The sequence below is a fragment of the Oceanispirochaeta sp. M1 genome, assembly GCF_003346715.1.
Classification (GTDB): Bacteria; Spirochaetota; Spirochaetia; order DSM-2461; family DSM-2461; genus Oceanispirochaeta.
Genome location: NZ_QQPQ01000001.1, coordinates 282,944 through 299,352, shown reverse-complemented (window position 1 = coordinate 299,352; position 16,409 = coordinate 282,944). Strand labels below are relative to the sequence as shown.

Sequence of the window (16,409 nt, the reverse complement as noted above, 5' to 3'; positions counted from 1 at the left end):
ATCCGGACCGGATAAAGATAACTTTACTTTTACTCTACGCTTATCACTCATAAATCTGATGATACCCAATTCATGAAGTTTATAAAAGATCTTGAATAAATTTAGAATTAGTCGGTCATGACACTAGCCATAGATAACTCCTATATATTTTATTGAACAGAATAAATTCAAACCAGGAATATGGGGTGTACTGGATATGTATTCTGTATGAAGACCAGGATCATTTACTCTTCTAAATTAATAGACAATTTCTAAATAAAATCAAATTTATTCAAACTTACTGAGCTGCACATTCCTCACAGAGTCCCTGATAATGAAGGGTGGAAGATTTAACCTGTCTATTTTTAACCCATTCACTGCGGGGATCAAGTTCAGGTGCATGCAGGTCCAGAGGGATATCTTCAATCTTTCCGCAATTCTCACAGCGGAAGTGGGGATGTACGGAGGTATCGTAATCAAACCTTTTCTGACCGTCAGGAGTTTCGATTTTTACGATCATCCCGTTGAGGTACATGGTCTCCAGATTGCGGTAAACAGTTCCCAGACTTACATTGGGCAGCTTCTTTCGGACATACTCATACACCTTATCAGCAGGGGGATGAGACTTACTCATTTTCAGAGCTTCCAGAATTACTTTCCTCTGAGAGGTCATTCTAAGTTCTTCCATAACTTAATAATAATAACGATTACTATTTCTGTCAAATTATTTTTATTAAAACTTCTCTAAAAAGAGTAATCAGAGGGCAGAAGCAGAAAAAGGTTCTATAAGATGGTCCAGCAGAAGGCTCCAGTCAAGTGAATGTACCGCCGTAGACAGGGTGCTCATAAGAATCATCCTCTCTGCGGAGGGATACTTCCTCTGATTCCAGTCAGAAATAAAATCCCTTTCCCAGCTGCCGCTCTGTTCATCATCAACAAGAACCATGGAATATCTGTGTTCCCTAAGCAGCTGATCCGCACTTTCACTGCTCTGTGCAATGGTCAGAATATATCCCGCCCTCTGCAGCTGAACCCCCAACCTCTGCATGACATGATTATCTTTAAAAATAAGGAGCAAAGACTGATCTTTACCACCCGGATATCCTCCAAGGCGGTTGCCGCTGATAACTGTTCCCTCACCCTCAACAGGAGGCAGAGAAAGCAAAAAACGGGCGCCGTCCTCACAAACCGGATCACAAGAGAGACTTCCTCCCATTTTTTCGGCCAGACTTCTTCCTACCGTAAGCCCCAGACCGGGACCATCACCCTCTTTTATAATCTTTGTAAAGGGTTTAAAGATCTCTTCCCTCTGTGCCGCATCAATAATGGGACCGTGATTGCGTACTGAGATATTTATGGTGAAATAACCTGATTCCACCCTATGTACCTTGATAAGAAGATAAAAACCTCCCCGGCTGAACTTTTCAGCATTCTCTATCAGTCTTTCCAGGAGTTCATTCAGAAGGACAAAACGGGTATTCAGGGTCTCGGGGACATCCCCCTGAAGAAGAACAAAAGAAGACCAGCCATTCTCTTCTGAAAAACTGCGAACCCTCTCTACCAGTTTATTCTGCCAATCCTCCAAGGACACAATTTCCCTGTCATCCTTATCTTTTTCTTCATACAGTGCAGCGGTCTTATCGGGAAAGGCCAGGAAAGAGAGATTACGGATATACGAGTCGATCTGGTGACCTGAATCGGCAATATCAACTACTTTTTTTCTCATCTCCTCCAGACTTCCAGGTTCATTGAGCAGCAATTCACTATCCTTCATTATCCTATCCAGAGGCGGGAGTCCCGATCTGAGAAAATCTGCATAATAGTCACTTCTTTTCTGCAGATCCTCCCTGGTTGAAACATACAGATCATTCAGTATTTCAAGCTGTTCTCTGTAATAGCTGATATCCTTGAAGAAAATAAGAATACCATAGCCGCGCCCTTCGGGAATCTGCTTCAGAGTAATCTCAAAACTTCTGACTTCACCCTCTTTATCACTCAGCTTTCGTTCCTTGATCAGTGTTTTTCTGCTGCTGATGACCTGGGCTTCCAATTTCCTTATTTCATCCGACTGATTAGGGAAAAGCTCTTCCACAGTGGAATTGATAATCCTGCTGCGTGACATCCCCCAGAGTAATTCAAGCTCATGATTACACCAGCTGTATACACCCCTGCTGTTTTTATATATACAGGGTTCTCCCAGATTTTCCATAACCTGAGTCAGAGAGTGAAGCTGAGTTCGAAGTTCAGATGTCCCGGATTTGAATTTTCTTTCAAACTCCTCCAGACTTTTACTGTACATCCGTTTGTAGTAATAAACCACAGAGCTGCATGTCACAAGCAGACCGGAAATGATAACCAGAAGAAAAGCGCTTTCTTCAAAAATCGCAATGAAACTGATTAAGGGGTCAAACATAATAGGACTGCCTGCTTTTCTGCAGCCGTCTTCTTCCGGCCCGGATTTCATCACTGTAAGAATCAATAAGCTCGGTAAGTTTCTTTTCCAGAAGATTCATACTGAAATCTCTTGCTGCGGATTTAAAACTCAGATCCACCCTCATTTTTCGTTCCACAGGATCTGTAAGAACTGAATGTATCTCCTCCAGCACATGCTCCTCTATAATCAGATTGCCCATTCTGTCGTAACGGTCCCTGATTTCAACAGGTCTGACACCGCTTCCTCTGATATCGGTTTTGTAGACCAGATAGGTGCTTGTCACTACAGGCACTCTGGCGGCGAATGCCTCAAGCAGAGCATTCCCGAACCCCTCCCAGCGAGGCAGGTAAGAGACAAGATCGGCATTAACCAGAACATCCCGGTTGGTATAAAACCTCTCTCCTTCCAAAATCATCCGTTCGGCCCTGATTCGCGGGTAGATAAGATGCAGTTCGAGCTCCGCTTCTTCTGCTGCTTTTCTGACTATCTGAAGATAATCGCTTTCAGCCTCATCTCCCGGATACAAAGATATGACAAAGCGTATTCGTCCGGCGAGCTCAGGATAACGCCTACCCAATAGGGCTGTCAGCTGTATTGAATCCTCAATTCTCTTCCTGGGCACAATCCTTGTAGGCTGAATTATCAGAATATCATCATCGCAGAAACCCATGTCTTCTCTGAAATGGCTGTTATATTCATCTTTAAGAGGTGGATTTTCAAAATCCTCACAGTTCGGAATAACATAGGGCTGTACCCTCTTTACAGAATTAAGAATATGTTCCGCGTAGGAGGAAACTACAATATGCTCATTGCTTATACTGACCGGCGGCATTATGACATTAAGAAAGGAGTCCAGCAGACAGTCACTGAACCTGCTTCTTTCCCACCAGAAATCATGATGATGAAACAGTGCGGCAACAGATTTCCTCTGGGTTAGATCATACACAGCCGAGGCTCCAAGAAGGGTCATGGGCATGGCATTGGTATTTTCTGCAATTATGAAATCTATATTCTGAGTTATAATAAAGTCGTAGATCTCGTCCGAAATACTCCGCCCTTCCCGTTGAAGCTCATTCTTAAGAACTTCAAGTTTCTTTTCCGAGAGCCTTGGTTTCCTGTAGTCCAGATGGGGGAAAATACAGCTTTCATAATACTGCTGCCGCTTTGATGAAAAACTGAGTTTATCTATTAATAGACTTCGGGATTCAGGGACATGTTCAAGAAGACGCAAATACTGACCGGCAACCGTAAAAATCTGATGCCCCATTCTACTGAGAACAGAGATCCATTTATCAGCTTCAAGGGAAACGCCGTCAACATCTCCCAGTTTTCCGCTGATAAAACAGATATTATATGACTCTGACATAGTATTGATCATAAGAGATTGGAAGCATCATTTTCAAATCTGGCCGGAACCATTTCGAAAACAATAGCCTATTCCCCGAATAGTTCTGAGATAAACAGGATGTGAAGGGAGTTCTTCAATTTTGGTTCTCAGATGCCTGATATGAACATCAACCGTCCGTTCATCACCATAATGAATACTGTCTGATGACCAGACTTTATTCAAGAGGTCTTTCCTCTCGAATGTCTTTCCCTCATTCTTCAAAAAGAACAGCAGAAGCTTGTATTCAATGGGTGTCAATTCGATCTCTTCACCACTCTTTTTCAGACTCATCCCTTCCCGGCTCAGGTGGTAGGGACCAAAACTATATTCTTCTTTCACGCTGTCTGTCGCCAGTGTTCCGTAAGATCGTCTCAGACGGGCATTAATTCTGGAAAGCAGTTCACCACTGCTGTAGGGTTTTACAATATAATCGTCTGCACCATCTTCAAGGCCGGTTATTTTATCCAGATCATCGTCCCTGGCGGTAAGCATTATGACCGGAAAAAGACAGCCCATGGACCTGATCTCACGGCAGATCTGAAAGCCGTCTTTCCCGGGAAGCCTGATATCAAGAAGCAGTAGAGAGGGAGAGATTTCGGGGAGTGCTTCAAAAAAAGAGCTGCCCTCAGAAAAATGAAGTATCTGAAATCCTGCAGATTCCAGAGTAAGAACAAGTCCTTTGGCTACGGACAAATCATCTTCGATGCTAACAATCAGAAAGTCGCTGTTCATGCACATACTTTACAATGAAATCAGATTTTATCAAAGTCTGTGTTTTTGGGCTTAATCAGACTGGGTTTGCCAGCTTCGCTGGGCAAAAAAAGAAAAGGCCGCCTTTTTACAGGCAGCCTTGAAAGTACAATAAAGAGCTCTCAGTTATTCAGAGCAGATAATCAGCGTGAACCCTTAGCAACATGACAGGCCACATGATGTCCCGGAGCCAATTCTTCCAGAACAGGAGTCTCTTCTTTGCAGCGTGGTATAGCCACAGGACAGCGAGTTGCAAAACGGCATCCGACAGGAGGATCTATGGGGCTGAGAACATCACCCTGGAGTACAACCCTCTTATTCTTTCTGGTCAAATTGGGATCAGGAATAGGAATTGCCGAAAGCAGAGCCTGTGTATAGGGATGCAGAGGATTTCTGTAGAGTTCTTCAGACTCACAGACTTCCATCAGCATACCAAGGTACATGACTCCGATTCTATTGGAGATATGTTTTACCATTGAAAGGTCATGAGCAATAAAGAGATAGGTCAGTCCCATCTCATTCTGCAGATCCTCCATCATATTGACTACCTGCGCCTGAATTGACACATCCAGAGCAGAAATAGGCTCGTCACAAATTACCAGATCGGGTTCTACAGCCAGTGCACGGGCAATACCGACTCTCTGACGCTGACCACCTGAAAACTCATGAGGATATCTATTGGCATGTTCCCTTTTGAGGCCTACATGCTGGAGAAGATCGTAAATTCTCTCCTGTCTTTCGACTCCGCTTGCAATATTATGTGTTGTAATTCCTTCTCCGATAATATCGGTTACGGTCATACGGGAGTTCAATGATGCATAGGGATCCTGAAAGATCATCTGGATTCTCTTCCGGAAGGGTTTCATCTCCTTCTCGGAGAGGGATGCCAGATCAGTACCATCAAAATTGATCTCTCCGTCTGTAGGATTATACAGACGGATAATGGTTCTACCGGTTGTAGATTTACCACAGCCCGACTCCCCTACAAGTCCGAAGGTCTCCCCTTTCTTTATTTCAAAGGAGACTCCGTCCACTGCCTTGAGCTGCAGTTTCTTCTGCTCGAAGATTCCTCCGGCAGAGATGGGGAAATATTTTTTAAGATTGTTTACTTTAAGTAGGACGTCCTTATTACTCACTTACGGCTCCTGCTTTCTCATATTTTTCCACCTGAGGTGCATCTTCATGAAGCAGCCAGCATGCAGAGGTATGGGTTTCACTCAGTTTGAATGTAGGTGGTCTCTCAGTCAGACAGATGTCCATGGTATGAGGACAGCGGCTTGAAAAGGGACAGCCTTCGGGGGGATGCAGAAGGTCGGGTGGTGATCCCTCAATAGGAATCAGTCTTTCCTTCTCTCCCTGAGTGATTTTGGGAATAGATTTGTGCAGTCCAACGGTATAGGGATTCTGAGGATTGTAAAAAATATCCTGTTCAGTACCCTGCTCCATTATAGTACCGCCGTACATTACAACGATATGATCACAGATCTCTGCAATAACACCAAGGTCATGTGTAATCATGATAATGGAAGCGTTCACTTTATCTTTCAGTTCATTCATCAGATCAAGAATCTGTGCCTGAATGGTTACATCAAGAGCCGTTGTAGGCTCATCGGCAATAAGCAGATGAGGATTACAGGAAAGGGCTGTTGCAATCATGACTCTCTGGCGCATACCGCCGGAAAACTCATGAGGAAAGCTGGTGATCCGTTTTTCAGGTTCAGGAATACCCACGAGTTTGAGCATTTCAACAGCTTTTTTAACGGCCTCGGACTTGCTGATATTCCGGTGACGACGGATAACTTCCACCATCTGGTTTTTGATGGAATAAACAGGGTTCAAAGAGGTCATAGGGTCCTGAAAAATCATGGCAATTTCGTTACCACGAATATCTGCCAACTCTCTCTGTGATAATTTAGTCAGGTCTTTGCCATCAAAAAGGATCTCGCCCTCTTTGATTCTTCCGGGTTCATCAATCAGTCCCATAATAGAGAGAGCGGTTACACTCTTTCCACTTCCGGACTCACCTACAATACCCAGAACATCTCCCTTCCTCAGTTTGAAGGAAGCACCGCGGACAGCCTGTATCTCACCATGGTGTGTAAAAAACGAAGTTTTAACATTATTAACTTCTAATAGTATATCTTCCATTACTCTCTTATCCTTTTCTCAATCTGGGGTCCAGCGCATCCCGCAGTCCATCTCCCAGAAAGTTGAATGAGAGCATGGTTATGGCAATTGCCATGGAGGGAAAGAACAACTGGTAGGGATAGGACTGAAGACCCTGCAGGCCATCATTGGCCAGGGTTCCCCAGGAGGCCATGGGAGCGGAAACTCCCAATCCGATAAACCCGATAAAGGCTTCGGTAAATACGGCAGAAGGGATCATCATGGTCATTGAGACGATGATGGGTCCCATTGCATTGGGAATAAGATGACGAAAAATGATTTGTCTCTTGGAAACACCCAGAGCCTGGGCAGCCAATACAAACTCCTGACTCTTAAGGCTTAGAACCTGACCTCTCACCAGACGGGCCATTACAACCCAGTACACCGATCCCAGTGCGATAATCATGGTCCATAACCCTCTGTTACCTACAATAACCATAATAAGTATGACGTAGAGAACGAGAGGAATAGCAGTCAGAATATCAACAAACCTCATCATGATCGTATCTGTACGTCCCCCCTCATAGCCGGCTGCACTTCCGTAGACAACACCGATAAACAGGTTTACCAGGGATGCGACCAGAGCCACAGTCAAAGAAATACGGGCACCGTAGATAACTCTGATCATAAGATCACGTCCGAGTAAATCAGAACCAAAGGGGTATGTTTTATTACTGACTTTTTTCAAAGGAGCAGTGATTGGGTCTTTATCACCATACAGAAAAGCATAATCATAGGCATAACCCAATTTATCCTTTAGAAGGTTATAGGAAAAATCCAGAACAACCTTAACACCCTCTTCCTTATCTTCGTAGGTATAAAGTTTATTAATGGGGTCAGTCTTGCCTTTTTTAAGACGTCCCAGGATTTCACCTTTGTCCGAAATCCTCAGCAGCTTATAATCATTGGTCAGAAATACATTGTATCCCTCTTCCAACTGATAAATAGACATCCGGGGAGGTACATTGGCATAATCAAGGTTCTGATCTGAGTAAGTGGCCTCTACAAAAAGAGGACCGAAGACAGCTATTATAACAATAAGAATGACTCCACAGAGTCCTACCATTGCCATTCTATGATTTTTAAGTCTTCGCCAGGCATCCTGCCAATAGGTGAGACTGGGGCGCATTTTCTCGGGGATTTCCGTTACGCTCTTATCTATAAATTTAAATTGCTTGGAATCCATGAACTATTTGCTCTCCTTTTCAAACCTGATGCGTGGATCGATCAGGGCATAGGCTACATCAACCAGAAGAACCATTAGAACATAGAAGGCAGCAAACATGACATTAATTCCCATGATAACGGTATAGTCACGATTGGATACGGATTCTACAAAATAACGGCCGATGCCTGGAATGGCAAACATTCGCTCCACAACAAATGATCCTGTCATGAGTGCCGCAATGGTGGGACCCATATAGGTAATAACAGGAATCAAAGCATTCTTGACAGCATGCTTACCGATAACTGACCATTCCCTGAGGCCATTGGCACGGGCGGTTCTCACATAATCCTGCCTTAGAACTTCCAGCATACTGGAACGGGTCAGACGGGTTACAAAGGAGAGTGAATAGCCTGCCAGAGCAATAATAGGACCGATGTAACTGGCGGGAGTAGATAAACCAAAGGGGGGAATCCAACCCAGTTTCCCGGCAAAGAAGTATATCATCAGTGCTGCAATAACGAAACTGGGGATTGTAACCCCCAGGGTCGCCATAAACATCACAAAATAGTCAATGGGTTTATTCTGCTTCAAAGCAGAGATGATACCGAAGGGCACACCTAAGACAACAATCAATAAGGCTGCCAGAAATCCAACTTTAGCAGTTGGTGGAAATCCTTCGATAATCAGGTCATTTACAGATATACCTATTTTTGAAAAAGAAGGACCAAGGTCAAAAGTAATAAGTCCCTTCATATAATCCAGGTACTGCATATACAAGGGCTGATCAAGTTTATATTTTTCATTTAAAACGCGCATGATTTCCGGAGGAACTGGCCGTTCACGAGTAAAGGGTCCGCCCGGAATGGAGTGCATCACAAAGAAAAGAACTGTGGCAATTATAAATATTGTCAACAGGGAATAAATCAGGCGTCGTATGAAATAATTTCTCATACAGGGGTCTCCTAAGTTTGGCTTTACATTGCAAAACGCATGTAGTTTACTTGCCTGAAAGGTTATGTAGTGTTGAAATTCAGGCTTTGCAAAAAAAGGCTGTCTTCCCCAGGGAAGACAGCACTTTCAATTATTACAGATTATTCTGCGATATAAGCAGTACTGAAGTCGATCTGACCCAGCATACTTCTGTCCCAGCCTTTCAGTTTGGGGCTGGAGAGAAAGTAATCGGTATAGTGATATACAGGTACAATAGGCATATCATTCATCAGGATATCCTGAGCGGCATACAGTGCTTTATAGTGCTCGGGACCAAAAGTTGAAGAAGCAATAGCCATTTCTTTGTTGTAAGCAGGGTTGTTGTATTTAGGATCGTTGTAGTCGTTTCCGTCTACAAAGATTGCCAGAAGACCCATGGGATCAAGGAAGTCTGTGAGCCATCCACCACGGGATACTTCATAGTCACCCTGTTTTCTGGTGTCCTGAAATACAGCCCATTCCTGGTTTTCAAGATTACACTCGATACCCAGATTTACTTTCCACATTTCCTGAACCATTTCGGCTACAAGCTGATGACCTTCGGAAGTGTTGTACAGCAGGGTGAATTTGGGGAAACCTTCACCATTAGGGTAACCAGCTTCAGCAAGAAGTTTTTTACCTTCTTCTACAGAACTGCTGTCCAGAGAAACACCGTAAGTTCCGGCAGTTTCAAAGAAGTCCTTGCCTTTATCATCGGGGAATCCAGGAGGTACGAATCCGGCAGCAGGAACATTACCTGTTGCGAGTGTTTCTGTAATCATTTCTCTGTCGATACCATAGGCCAGAGCTTTTCTTACACGGACATCACTCCAGAGATCCAGATCCATGTTGAAGTTATAATAATAGGTTCCCAGAAGGGGGAATACATAGAATTCGGGGTTTTCGGCAATCAGCTTGGGAATGTCGGCAGGGGGAACATCGTTCAGGAAGTCGAATTCACCGGCAGAGTATGCTGTCATAGCTGTAGAAGCTACATCGATGAATTTAACATTGATTACGTCGATTCCAACTTTGGATGCATTCCAGAACTGCTCATTCTTTGTAAGAGTCATTCCATCACCGACTTTATAAGTTGTCACTTTGAAGGGACCATTACTTACAGCAAGTGCAGGTGTTTTAGCCCAAAGGCCATCGGCACCGGCGGGATCTTCAACAACAGACTTTTTGAGGGGTCTGAAATGATAGAAAGAAGAAAGAGATACAAAGTAATCTGTGGGTGCTGTCAAAGTAACTTCGAAAGTCAGATCATCAATTGCTTTGATTCCTACTTCATCAAGAGAAACTTCACCATTGTTGGCAGCTTCAGCATTTAATACATTAGTGTAGTGCCAAATCCATCCATACTCGGAAGCAGTGGCGGGATCAATACCTTTTTTCCAACCGTATACAAAGTCATTAGCTGTCAGGGGTGAACCGTCTGACCACTTAGACTCTCTCAGGTGAAAGGTTACAACCATACCGTCGGCTGATGTTTCCCAGCTCTTAGCGATACCGGGGACAACTTCACCGCTTCTTTCACGGACGAGTCCTTCAAATGTGTTACTGATAACGTCTCCGCCATCAGATGCACCATTCAGGCTGGGGTCGATAGTTTTGGGGTCAGCAGCCAGGTTCCAGTTCATTACAACGGGACCCTTGCTTGCTTCTGCAGAAGCTGAGTCTGAAACGTCCTGCTGTCCACCTGCGAATACCGCAAGGGGAGACAGTAGAGCTACGACGAGGGCAAGAAATAACATTTTCTTCACTTTCTCTTTCTCCTATGTGTGTGATTTAATTGAGAATTATACTCTGATTTCCCCAAAACTGTCCAATAGAACAGAATAGATAAATCTATATAAAATCTTCGATCATGATATTTAACCAACCTTTTTGCCATTAGTCAATGTTGTTGTTTTCATGGCAGGGAGAAAGAATAAATGTCTGAAATGAATAAATATCAACGAGAACGAGTGTTTTATTCCATATTTATTATATATACAGCGCTGAACATTGTATTTTTATCCGATTACTTTTTTATTTTGACAAAATTTAAACAGATGTATCCTGTCACTATACATCTGTTTTTTATTATATAATCGGAATTTACGGCAATAATCTACCATTAAGGATTGTTTTCATAATTCTTAAAATCTTTCAATTATGAAGGAATTTAAGAGGCTGTGGGGCAGAAGGGTTCTTACCGATTCCCTTGAACTCCCTGGTATTCAGCAGTTGAGGAAAAGTAGTAAAAAATAGAGGTAGAATCTCATTGTCCCTATGGAGCAGAAGAGATTCTGCCTCATACTGAATCTTTTCCCTGGCAGCCCCCTCAGGGAGAAGCTCTGCTTCAAGTATCAATTTATCAAAATCATTATTTCCTGAACCCGGATATCTGAAAAGACTCCCTGTCAGAAACAGGGATAGAAAGCTGTGGGGATCATTGTACTGAGCAGTCCAGCCGCCCAGAGCGATATCATATTCCCCACGGTCTCTTGCCTGGAGAAAATCCAGCCAGTCCATAGACCTGCCCTCGACTGGTATACCGCTCTTCTCGTACCAGAGAGCTATCAGATACTCTGCAACTTTCCGGTGCCCCTCTTCTACCGGATAAATAAAAATCAGGGGACTCTCCTTCCCTGCAGCTTCAAATTCCTCCTCAGGCTCCACAGGCCATCTGAGAGAACTGGCTTCTTTCTTATAAAAAGAGCCTGGAATGAGTGAATAGGCTGGCTGCTGCGGCCCCCTGAGCAGATCCTGTACCAGAAGCTCTGTATCCACAACTTCAACCAGCTCTCTCCTCAATCCAGAATTACCCAGGGGAGAGTGCATCCTGTTCAGTATATAAAAATAGGATGTCCTCCCTGAGGGAGCCGAAAAATCATACCTGTATTCCAGTTCAGAGAGTTTCTGCACAGGGAATACATAAGATGTTAACCATTGAGCCTTAGCGGCAGTATAGAGAGACAGGGCCTCTTCTGAGGAACACTCAGTAAATTTCAGGGTCTCAGGCCCTCTGTTCTCGTGATAATTTTTCCGTTTTGTGAGAAGAAAACTCTTATCATCAGAAAAGGAAGGCTTAAGAGTATATGCCGATGAGGAAGGTATTGTTGCCAGCAACTGGGGGCTGTAGTTTTCTAATTCAAAAAAAGAGGAAGGATAAAGAAAGAAAGAGGGTTCACAAAGCAGGCGGAGAGCGAAGGGGTACGGTCTGTTGAACTCAATCTCCAGAGTATTATCAGACAGAACACGAAGAGCTTCAGACCCCTTATCTTTAATAAATAAGGAGATAAAAGGTTTAGCTGTTTTCTCTTCCAGCTCCAGCATTCTAAGCCATGAAGTTCTGAAATCTTCAGCAGTGACAGGAGTGCCATCACTCCAGAGTACTGTTTTCAGCCTGAATCTTATAACCTGCCCCTCCTCAAGAAACTCCCAGTCCTCTGCAAGAGCGGTTTCAATCTCACAGCTCTCCGGGTTCTCCACTACAAGCCCTTCAAACAATTGATAAAACACCATCATTTCAGGATCATCCCTGCCGGGAAAAAACTCTGTTTCTTCAGGTATTTCGGATATAAGGATTGAGAATTGAGGAATATTGACAGTAGTTTCAGATTTCTGAGAAAGCTTATCCTCTGCTCCATCTCTCTGCCCCTTTGAGAAAAGAGATAAGGTGAGCAGCATAAAAACCGGAATTAACAATTGTATTCGCTGATATTTCATAGATATATAATAGACTTCCCTGTGTGAAATCTCCAATGGATTTGTACCTTTATATCAAATTGAACTGCCTACCCCCAACAGAAGAGAGTTATACTGTTTTCCACTTGATAAAAGTGATAAAATGGGAGCATTATAATCTTATATGAACATATCCATAGATCAATTTCAAAAAATGGTGTCTTTTCTTCAGAGTAATCTGAAAGGAGACTTTGAAGCTCGTCCTGATAATGTATATATGGAAGGCGTGAAAATAAACCGGGATACAATCGGTGACTTAGTAGAAAAGCTGATGAAACCGGGCAGTGCAATCAGAGGTTCAGAGAACCTCAAACAGTTGAGTGAGTATTCCCTCAAGGGAAAATCCTGCCTCCTCCTTTTAGAACATTATAGTAATTTTGATTATCCGGCTCTCTTCAGACTTATTGAAAAAACTGAAGGCCTAGGCCCGGAGGTTGCCGAACGCCTGCTGCCCATACAGGGGATGAAACTGTCAGCATCAGGTGGTCTGACCGCAGCGTTTACTAATTCCTATACAACCATTGTTATCTATCCCAGCCGAAGCATTGATTCCGAGACTGATCCTGAGAAACTGGCTGAAATCAAAAAAGTCAGCCTGCCTATCAACCATGCTGCCATGAGAGAAATGACTCATAGAAAGTATCACAGCAATATTGTGGTCGTCTTTCCGGCAGGAACCAGATATAGACCATGGGACCCGGAGTCAAAAAAAGGTGTCAGGGAAATTCATTCCTACCTTAAAGCCTTTGACTATGTTTCTTTTGTCAGCATCAACGGGAACCTATTGATTCCCAATAGAGAGAACAACATGGAAAAAGATACTCTGCACGAAGATATCATCCTTTTCAGCGTATCAGAACCTGTAAGGGGAAAAGATTTCCGTAAGGAAAAAATAGCCGAAACTCCGGCAGGCCGGGACCCTAAACAATACGTAGTAGATCAGGTGATGGCTGTACTTGAAAGAAACAATCTCAAGACAGAAGAATACAGAAAAACCCTGCTTTAAAACCTGGATTCAGGATATATTCTGCTGCTCATAGAACCACTGCTCCAGATTGAGCAGCAGACAGGGTCCAATGGCTTTAAATCCCCGCCTTTCCAATGTTTTTCCAAGGACTTCCCCTTCGGGAGGAAGGATGAGAAGGAGAGTCTCTACCCTGTTGTGATAGCAGTGATCCAGTAGATAATCCAGCAGACCTGCTGCAATCCCCGCACCACGATATTCAGGAAGAACATACAGACAGTCCAGAGCAGCATAGATCTTATCCTTTTCAGTATCCAGATAAATAGAAATAAATCCGCAACTGCTACCCTCTGGACTCATGGCCTTTACGGCAAGATCGGCACTCCGCTGAGGATGATAATGGTGTCGGAGAAGCATAGTTTTAAGCCCTTCAGGACTCTCCTTGTAAAGTTCTTCCCGGAAAGATACCCGGACCTGCTCAAACATCTCATCATCCGCTGAAAAAAGTTCCATAGAAAACTCATCCAGAAACAGGTCATCCGTCTCTTCAGGTTCTTCACCAAGAGACTCAATACCCCAGTAATCACAAAGATCGGAATACCAGTTCCGAACCCTTTTTTTCATCTCACGGTCTTTATGCAGAAACCAGGCGTTCTCAAGGTCATCGCGTTCTTTCAGTACATTCTTGAATCCTCTGAAAACTCCTCTTCCCGAATTCAGTATTTCATGGAGACGTTCCCTGTAAATCGGATTTTTCAGAGTCCCTGCGAAGCTATCCATCAGATGATAACCGTCGCTTGGTGTCCAGTCAGGAACAGGGAGAAGAAAGTCTTTGCGGGACTCATCCGCCGAAGACCTGGTGGACAATATAAGAGTCTCAGTATCCAGGAGAAAGGATTCCTTCTGGTTCTCCATGGCAAAAATGATCTGATCAATAAGCTCCGATGTCAGTTTGAACTGTTCAGCCACGTTTTTTTCTCCATACCTTCAGTTCTTTTGCCAGATTTTCTCTGGGAATAAACCATTTTTCACCGCTTTTTCTGTCTTTCAATTCAAGCTCATTATTCTCTAAATACCGCCGGCCTACAACTATACGCAGAGGAATACCCAGAATATCAGCATCCCGGAATTTAACCCCGATAGATTCAACCCTGTCATCAATGATGACATCCTTTTCTCCCAGTTCCAAAGCAAGTTCATCCACTGCCTTAGAAATTCTCATGGAGTGGCCTATACCCATAATATAAAAAGTATAGGGAGCCAGTTCCAGGGGCCAGATCAGACCTCGGTCATCCCGGTTATTCTCGGCAATGCAGGCCATCAGGCGGCCAAGTCCCATCCCGTAAGCCCCCATATACGGATATGATTTCCGCCCTTTGTCATTTTCGAAGGAAAAGCCCATCCGTCTGGTATAAAAGTCATCAAGTTTGAAAATATTGCCCATCTCAATGGCCTTATGAGATTCGAGGGGCTTACCGCAGTCAAAGCAGAGATCTCCCGGATTCAACTGGGCGATATCCGCGCTGGGAGGAATATCAAAGTCTCTGCCGAAATTAGCATTAATATAATGAAAGCCCTCCTGATTTACCCCCATTACAAGATTGGGAGTGTTCACCACAGCATCATCTACAATGACTCTTACTCCTTCAGGGAGTGCTACCGGGGACATATAGCCCGGAATAAGATTGTATTTTTTCAGAGTCTCATCTCCCGCAGGTTTCCCGACAGAAAAACCGAGAATGGCATTCAGTTTATCCAGGGAGATATCATAATCCCCCAGGACAACCGCCATGACAGGCCCCTCTTCGGATTCATAGACTCTGGGTTTGATCAGCTTTGAAAATGGAAGATTAAACTGACGGGACAGACATTCCAGATCGAAACAGCCTTTTGTCTCCACCCGGGATAATCCCATTGGGATTTCCGGTGTACTGCTTTTCACACCCACAGCCACCGAGCGGTTTGCCCTGTATCCGCATGAGGGGCAGACCATAACATAATCCCGTCCCTGTTCATGGAGATATAAAAACTCATAAGCCTTTGAGCCGCCCATAATCCCGACACCCGATTCTGCAGGGATAACCGGCAAAGAACATTTTTCAAAAATACGGACATAGGCATTGAATATTTTCGGAAAAAAGTTATTTAGATCGACCTGGCTGCGATGAAAGGAATAAGCATCTTTCATAACAAATTCCTTCACTCTCACAAGTCCCAGACGTGTACGGGATTCATCGCGGAACTTACTCTGAAATTGATATATAAATAGCGGGAAGTCCCTGTAGGAAGTGACCGCAGATCTTGCAAGTTCAACGGCGGCCTCTTCATGGGTAGGAGAGAGAACCAGTGTCCTCCCCTTTTTATCCTTAAAAGTGACAAGAGGATTATCCTTCATCCTGCTTCGGCCCGACTTATTCCAGATAGCAATAGGATTCACAAGGGGAGCCAGGAACTCTTCCCCTCCCAGATCCTGCATTTCTTCGGCAATAAGGGTTTTCAGGTTTTCCATCACCTTTTTCCCTAAGGGGAGGTAAGAGATCAGGCCCTGCCCCAGAACGTGTACAAAACCGGCGCGCAGCAGAAGGGAATAACCTTCAAGTGTCACATTTGACTGCTGCCTGACCGAACCTGCTCTGCTTGTCTTTCCTATGAGTCTGGAATATTTCATTTAAGTATTTTAGTGCGCATGGTTCATAGAGGTCAAGGAAAGTATTCAATTAGCATTGACAACCCAACTTAGTTTATCATAATTTTAATCATATAAATTTTAGCACTGCAGATTTGACTTTTAATCCTGCAGTCACCATATTTTAATAAAGGAAAGAGGTTTTCACCGGTCTATAATTATACCGGGTTG

At 43.8% G+C, this 16,409-nt stretch carries 13 protein-coding genes; 1 reads left to right on the top strand and 12 read right to left on the bottom strand.

Features of this window, described 5'->3' with window-relative positions:
• Nucleotides 1-277 precede the first annotated feature (277 nt).
• The 10 genes from DV872_RS01210 to DV872_RS01165 all read right to left on the bottom strand — a co-directional run bounded on the left by DV872_RS01210 (nt 278) and on the right by DV872_RS01165 (nt 12,570).
• Nucleotides 278-667 carry a Fur family transcriptional regulator gene (locus DV872_RS01210; RefSeq protein WP_114628003.1) on the bottom strand — a complete coding sequence of 130 codons (390 nt, stop codon included), beginning with the start codon at nt 665-667 and terminating at the stop codon, nt 278-280.
• 69 nt (nt 668-736) lie between these two features.
• Nucleotides 737-2,443, bottom strand: coding sequence for a HAMP domain-containing sensor histidine kinase (locus DV872_RS01205; protein ID WP_114628002.1), 1,707 nt, complete (start codon nt 2,441-2,443; stop codon nt 737-739).
• The gene (locus DV872_RS01200) at nt 2,385-3,779 is read right to left on the bottom strand and encodes a glycosyltransferase family 4 protein (protein ID WP_230391362.1); all 1,395 of its coding nucleotides are present in this window, start codon (nt 3,777-3,779) and stop codon (nt 2,385-2,387) included. Before DV872_RS01200 ends, DV872_RS01205 begins: the two co-directional genes overlap by 59 nt.
• Before the next feature lie 33 nt (nt 3,780-3,812).
• The gene (locus tag DV872_RS01195; RefSeq protein ID WP_158546773.1) at nt 3,813-4,532 is read right to left on the bottom strand and encodes a response regulator transcription factor; all 720 of its coding nucleotides are present in this window, start codon (nt 4,530-4,532) and stop codon (nt 3,813-3,815) included.
• A 161-nt stretch (nt 4,533-4,693) separates the two neighbouring features.
• A complete protein-coding gene (locus DV872_RS01190; protein ID WP_114627999.1) occupies nt 4,694-5,686 on the bottom strand; it encodes an ABC transporter ATP-binding protein in 993 nt (330 codons plus the stop codon).
• The gene (locus DV872_RS01185; protein WP_114627998.1) at nt 5,679-6,698 is read right to left on the bottom strand and encodes an ABC transporter ATP-binding protein; all 1,020 of its coding nucleotides are present in this window, start codon (nt 6,696-6,698) and stop codon (nt 5,679-5,681) included. The genes DV872_RS01190 and DV872_RS01185 overlap by 8 nt, the downstream gene beginning before the upstream one ends.
• A 7-nt stretch (nt 6,699-6,705) precedes the next feature.
• Entirely contained in the window at nt 6,706-7,902 is a 1,197-nt protein-coding gene (locus DV872_RS01180; RefSeq protein ID WP_114627997.1) for an ABC transporter permease, read from the bottom strand.
• A gap of 3 nt (nt 7,903-7,905) precedes the next feature.
• Nucleotides 7,906-8,835, bottom strand: coding sequence for an ABC transporter permease (locus DV872_RS01175; RefSeq protein ID WP_114627996.1), 930 nt, complete (start codon nt 8,833-8,835; stop codon nt 7,906-7,908).
• Nucleotides 8,836-8,975: 140 nt separating this feature from the next.
• Nucleotides 8,976-10,610, bottom strand: coding sequence for a peptide ABC transporter substrate-binding protein (locus tag DV872_RS01170; protein WP_230391379.1), 1,635 nt, complete (start codon nt 10,608-10,610; stop codon nt 8,976-8,978).
• A gap of 397 nt (nt 10,611-11,007) precedes the next feature.
• The gene (locus DV872_RS01165; protein ID WP_114627994.1) at nt 11,008-12,570 is read right to left on the bottom strand and encodes an ABC transporter substrate-binding protein; all 1,563 of its coding nucleotides are present in this window, start codon (nt 12,568-12,570) and stop codon (nt 11,008-11,010) included.
• A gap of 142 nt (nt 12,571-12,712) precedes the next feature.
• Here DV872_RS01165 and DV872_RS01160 point away from each other — a divergent pair, with 142 nt between their 5' ends.
• Complete coding sequence (locus DV872_RS01160; RefSeq protein ID WP_114627993.1) at nt 12,713-13,594, top strand: 1-acyl-sn-glycerol-3-phosphate acyltransferase; 882 nt, start codon at nt 12,713-12,715, stop codon at nt 13,592-13,594.
• A 9-nt stretch (nt 13,595-13,603) separates the two neighbouring features.
• Here DV872_RS01160 and DV872_RS01155 read toward each other — a convergent pair whose 3' ends face one another.
• The gene (locus DV872_RS01155) at nt 13,604-14,521 is read right to left on the bottom strand and encodes an N-acetyltransferase (RefSeq protein ID WP_114627992.1); all 918 of its coding nucleotides are present in this window, start codon (nt 14,519-14,521) and stop codon (nt 13,604-13,606) included.
• Entirely contained in the window at nt 14,514-16,220 is a 1,707-nt protein-coding gene (proS, locus tag DV872_RS01150; protein WP_114627991.1) for a proline--tRNA ligase, read from the bottom strand. Before proS ends, DV872_RS01155 begins: the two co-directional genes overlap by 8 nt.
• Nucleotides 16,221-16,409: the final 189 nt, after the last annotated feature.

Coding starts and splice junctions, on each gene's coding strand:
- DV872_RS01160 (WP_114627993.1), top strand. CDS start 12,713: ATGAACATATCCATAGATCAATTTCAAAAAATGGTGTCTTTTCTTCAG.
- DV872_RS01180 (WP_114627997.1), bottom strand. CDS start 7,902: ATGGATTCCAAGCAATTTAAATTTATAGATAAGAGCGTAACGGAAATC.
- DV872_RS01165 (WP_114627994.1), bottom strand. CDS start 12,570: ATGAAATATCAGCGAATACAATTGTTAATTCCGGTTTTTATGCTGCTC.
- DV872_RS01170 (WP_230391379.1), bottom strand. CDS start 10,610: ATGTTATTTCTTGCCCTCGTCGTAGCTCTACTGTCTCCCCTTGCGGTA.
- DV872_RS01205 (WP_114628002.1), bottom strand. CDS start 2,443: ATGAAATCCGGGCCGGAAGAAGACGGCTGCAGAAAAGCAGGCAGTCCT.
- DV872_RS01210 (WP_114628003.1), bottom strand. CDS start 667: ATGGAAGAACTTAGAATGACCTCTCAGAGGAAAGTAATTCTGGAAGCT.
- proS (WP_114627991.1), bottom strand. CDS start 16,220: ATGAAATATTCCAGACTCATAGGAAAGACAAGCAGAGCAGGTTCGGTC.
- DV872_RS01200 (WP_230391362.1), bottom strand. CDS start 3,779: ATGTCAGAGTCATATAATATCTGTTTTATCAGCGGAAAACTGGGAGAT.
- DV872_RS01195 (WP_158546773.1), bottom strand. CDS start 4,532: ATGAACAGCGACTTTCTGATTGTTAGCATCGAAGATGATTTGTCCGTA.
- DV872_RS01185 (WP_114627998.1), bottom strand. CDS start 6,698: ATGGAAGATATACTATTAGAAGTTAATAATGTTAAAACTTCGTTTTTT.
- DV872_RS01175 (WP_114627996.1), bottom strand. CDS start 8,835: ATGAGAAATTATTTCATACGACGCCTGATTTATTCCCTGTTGACAATA.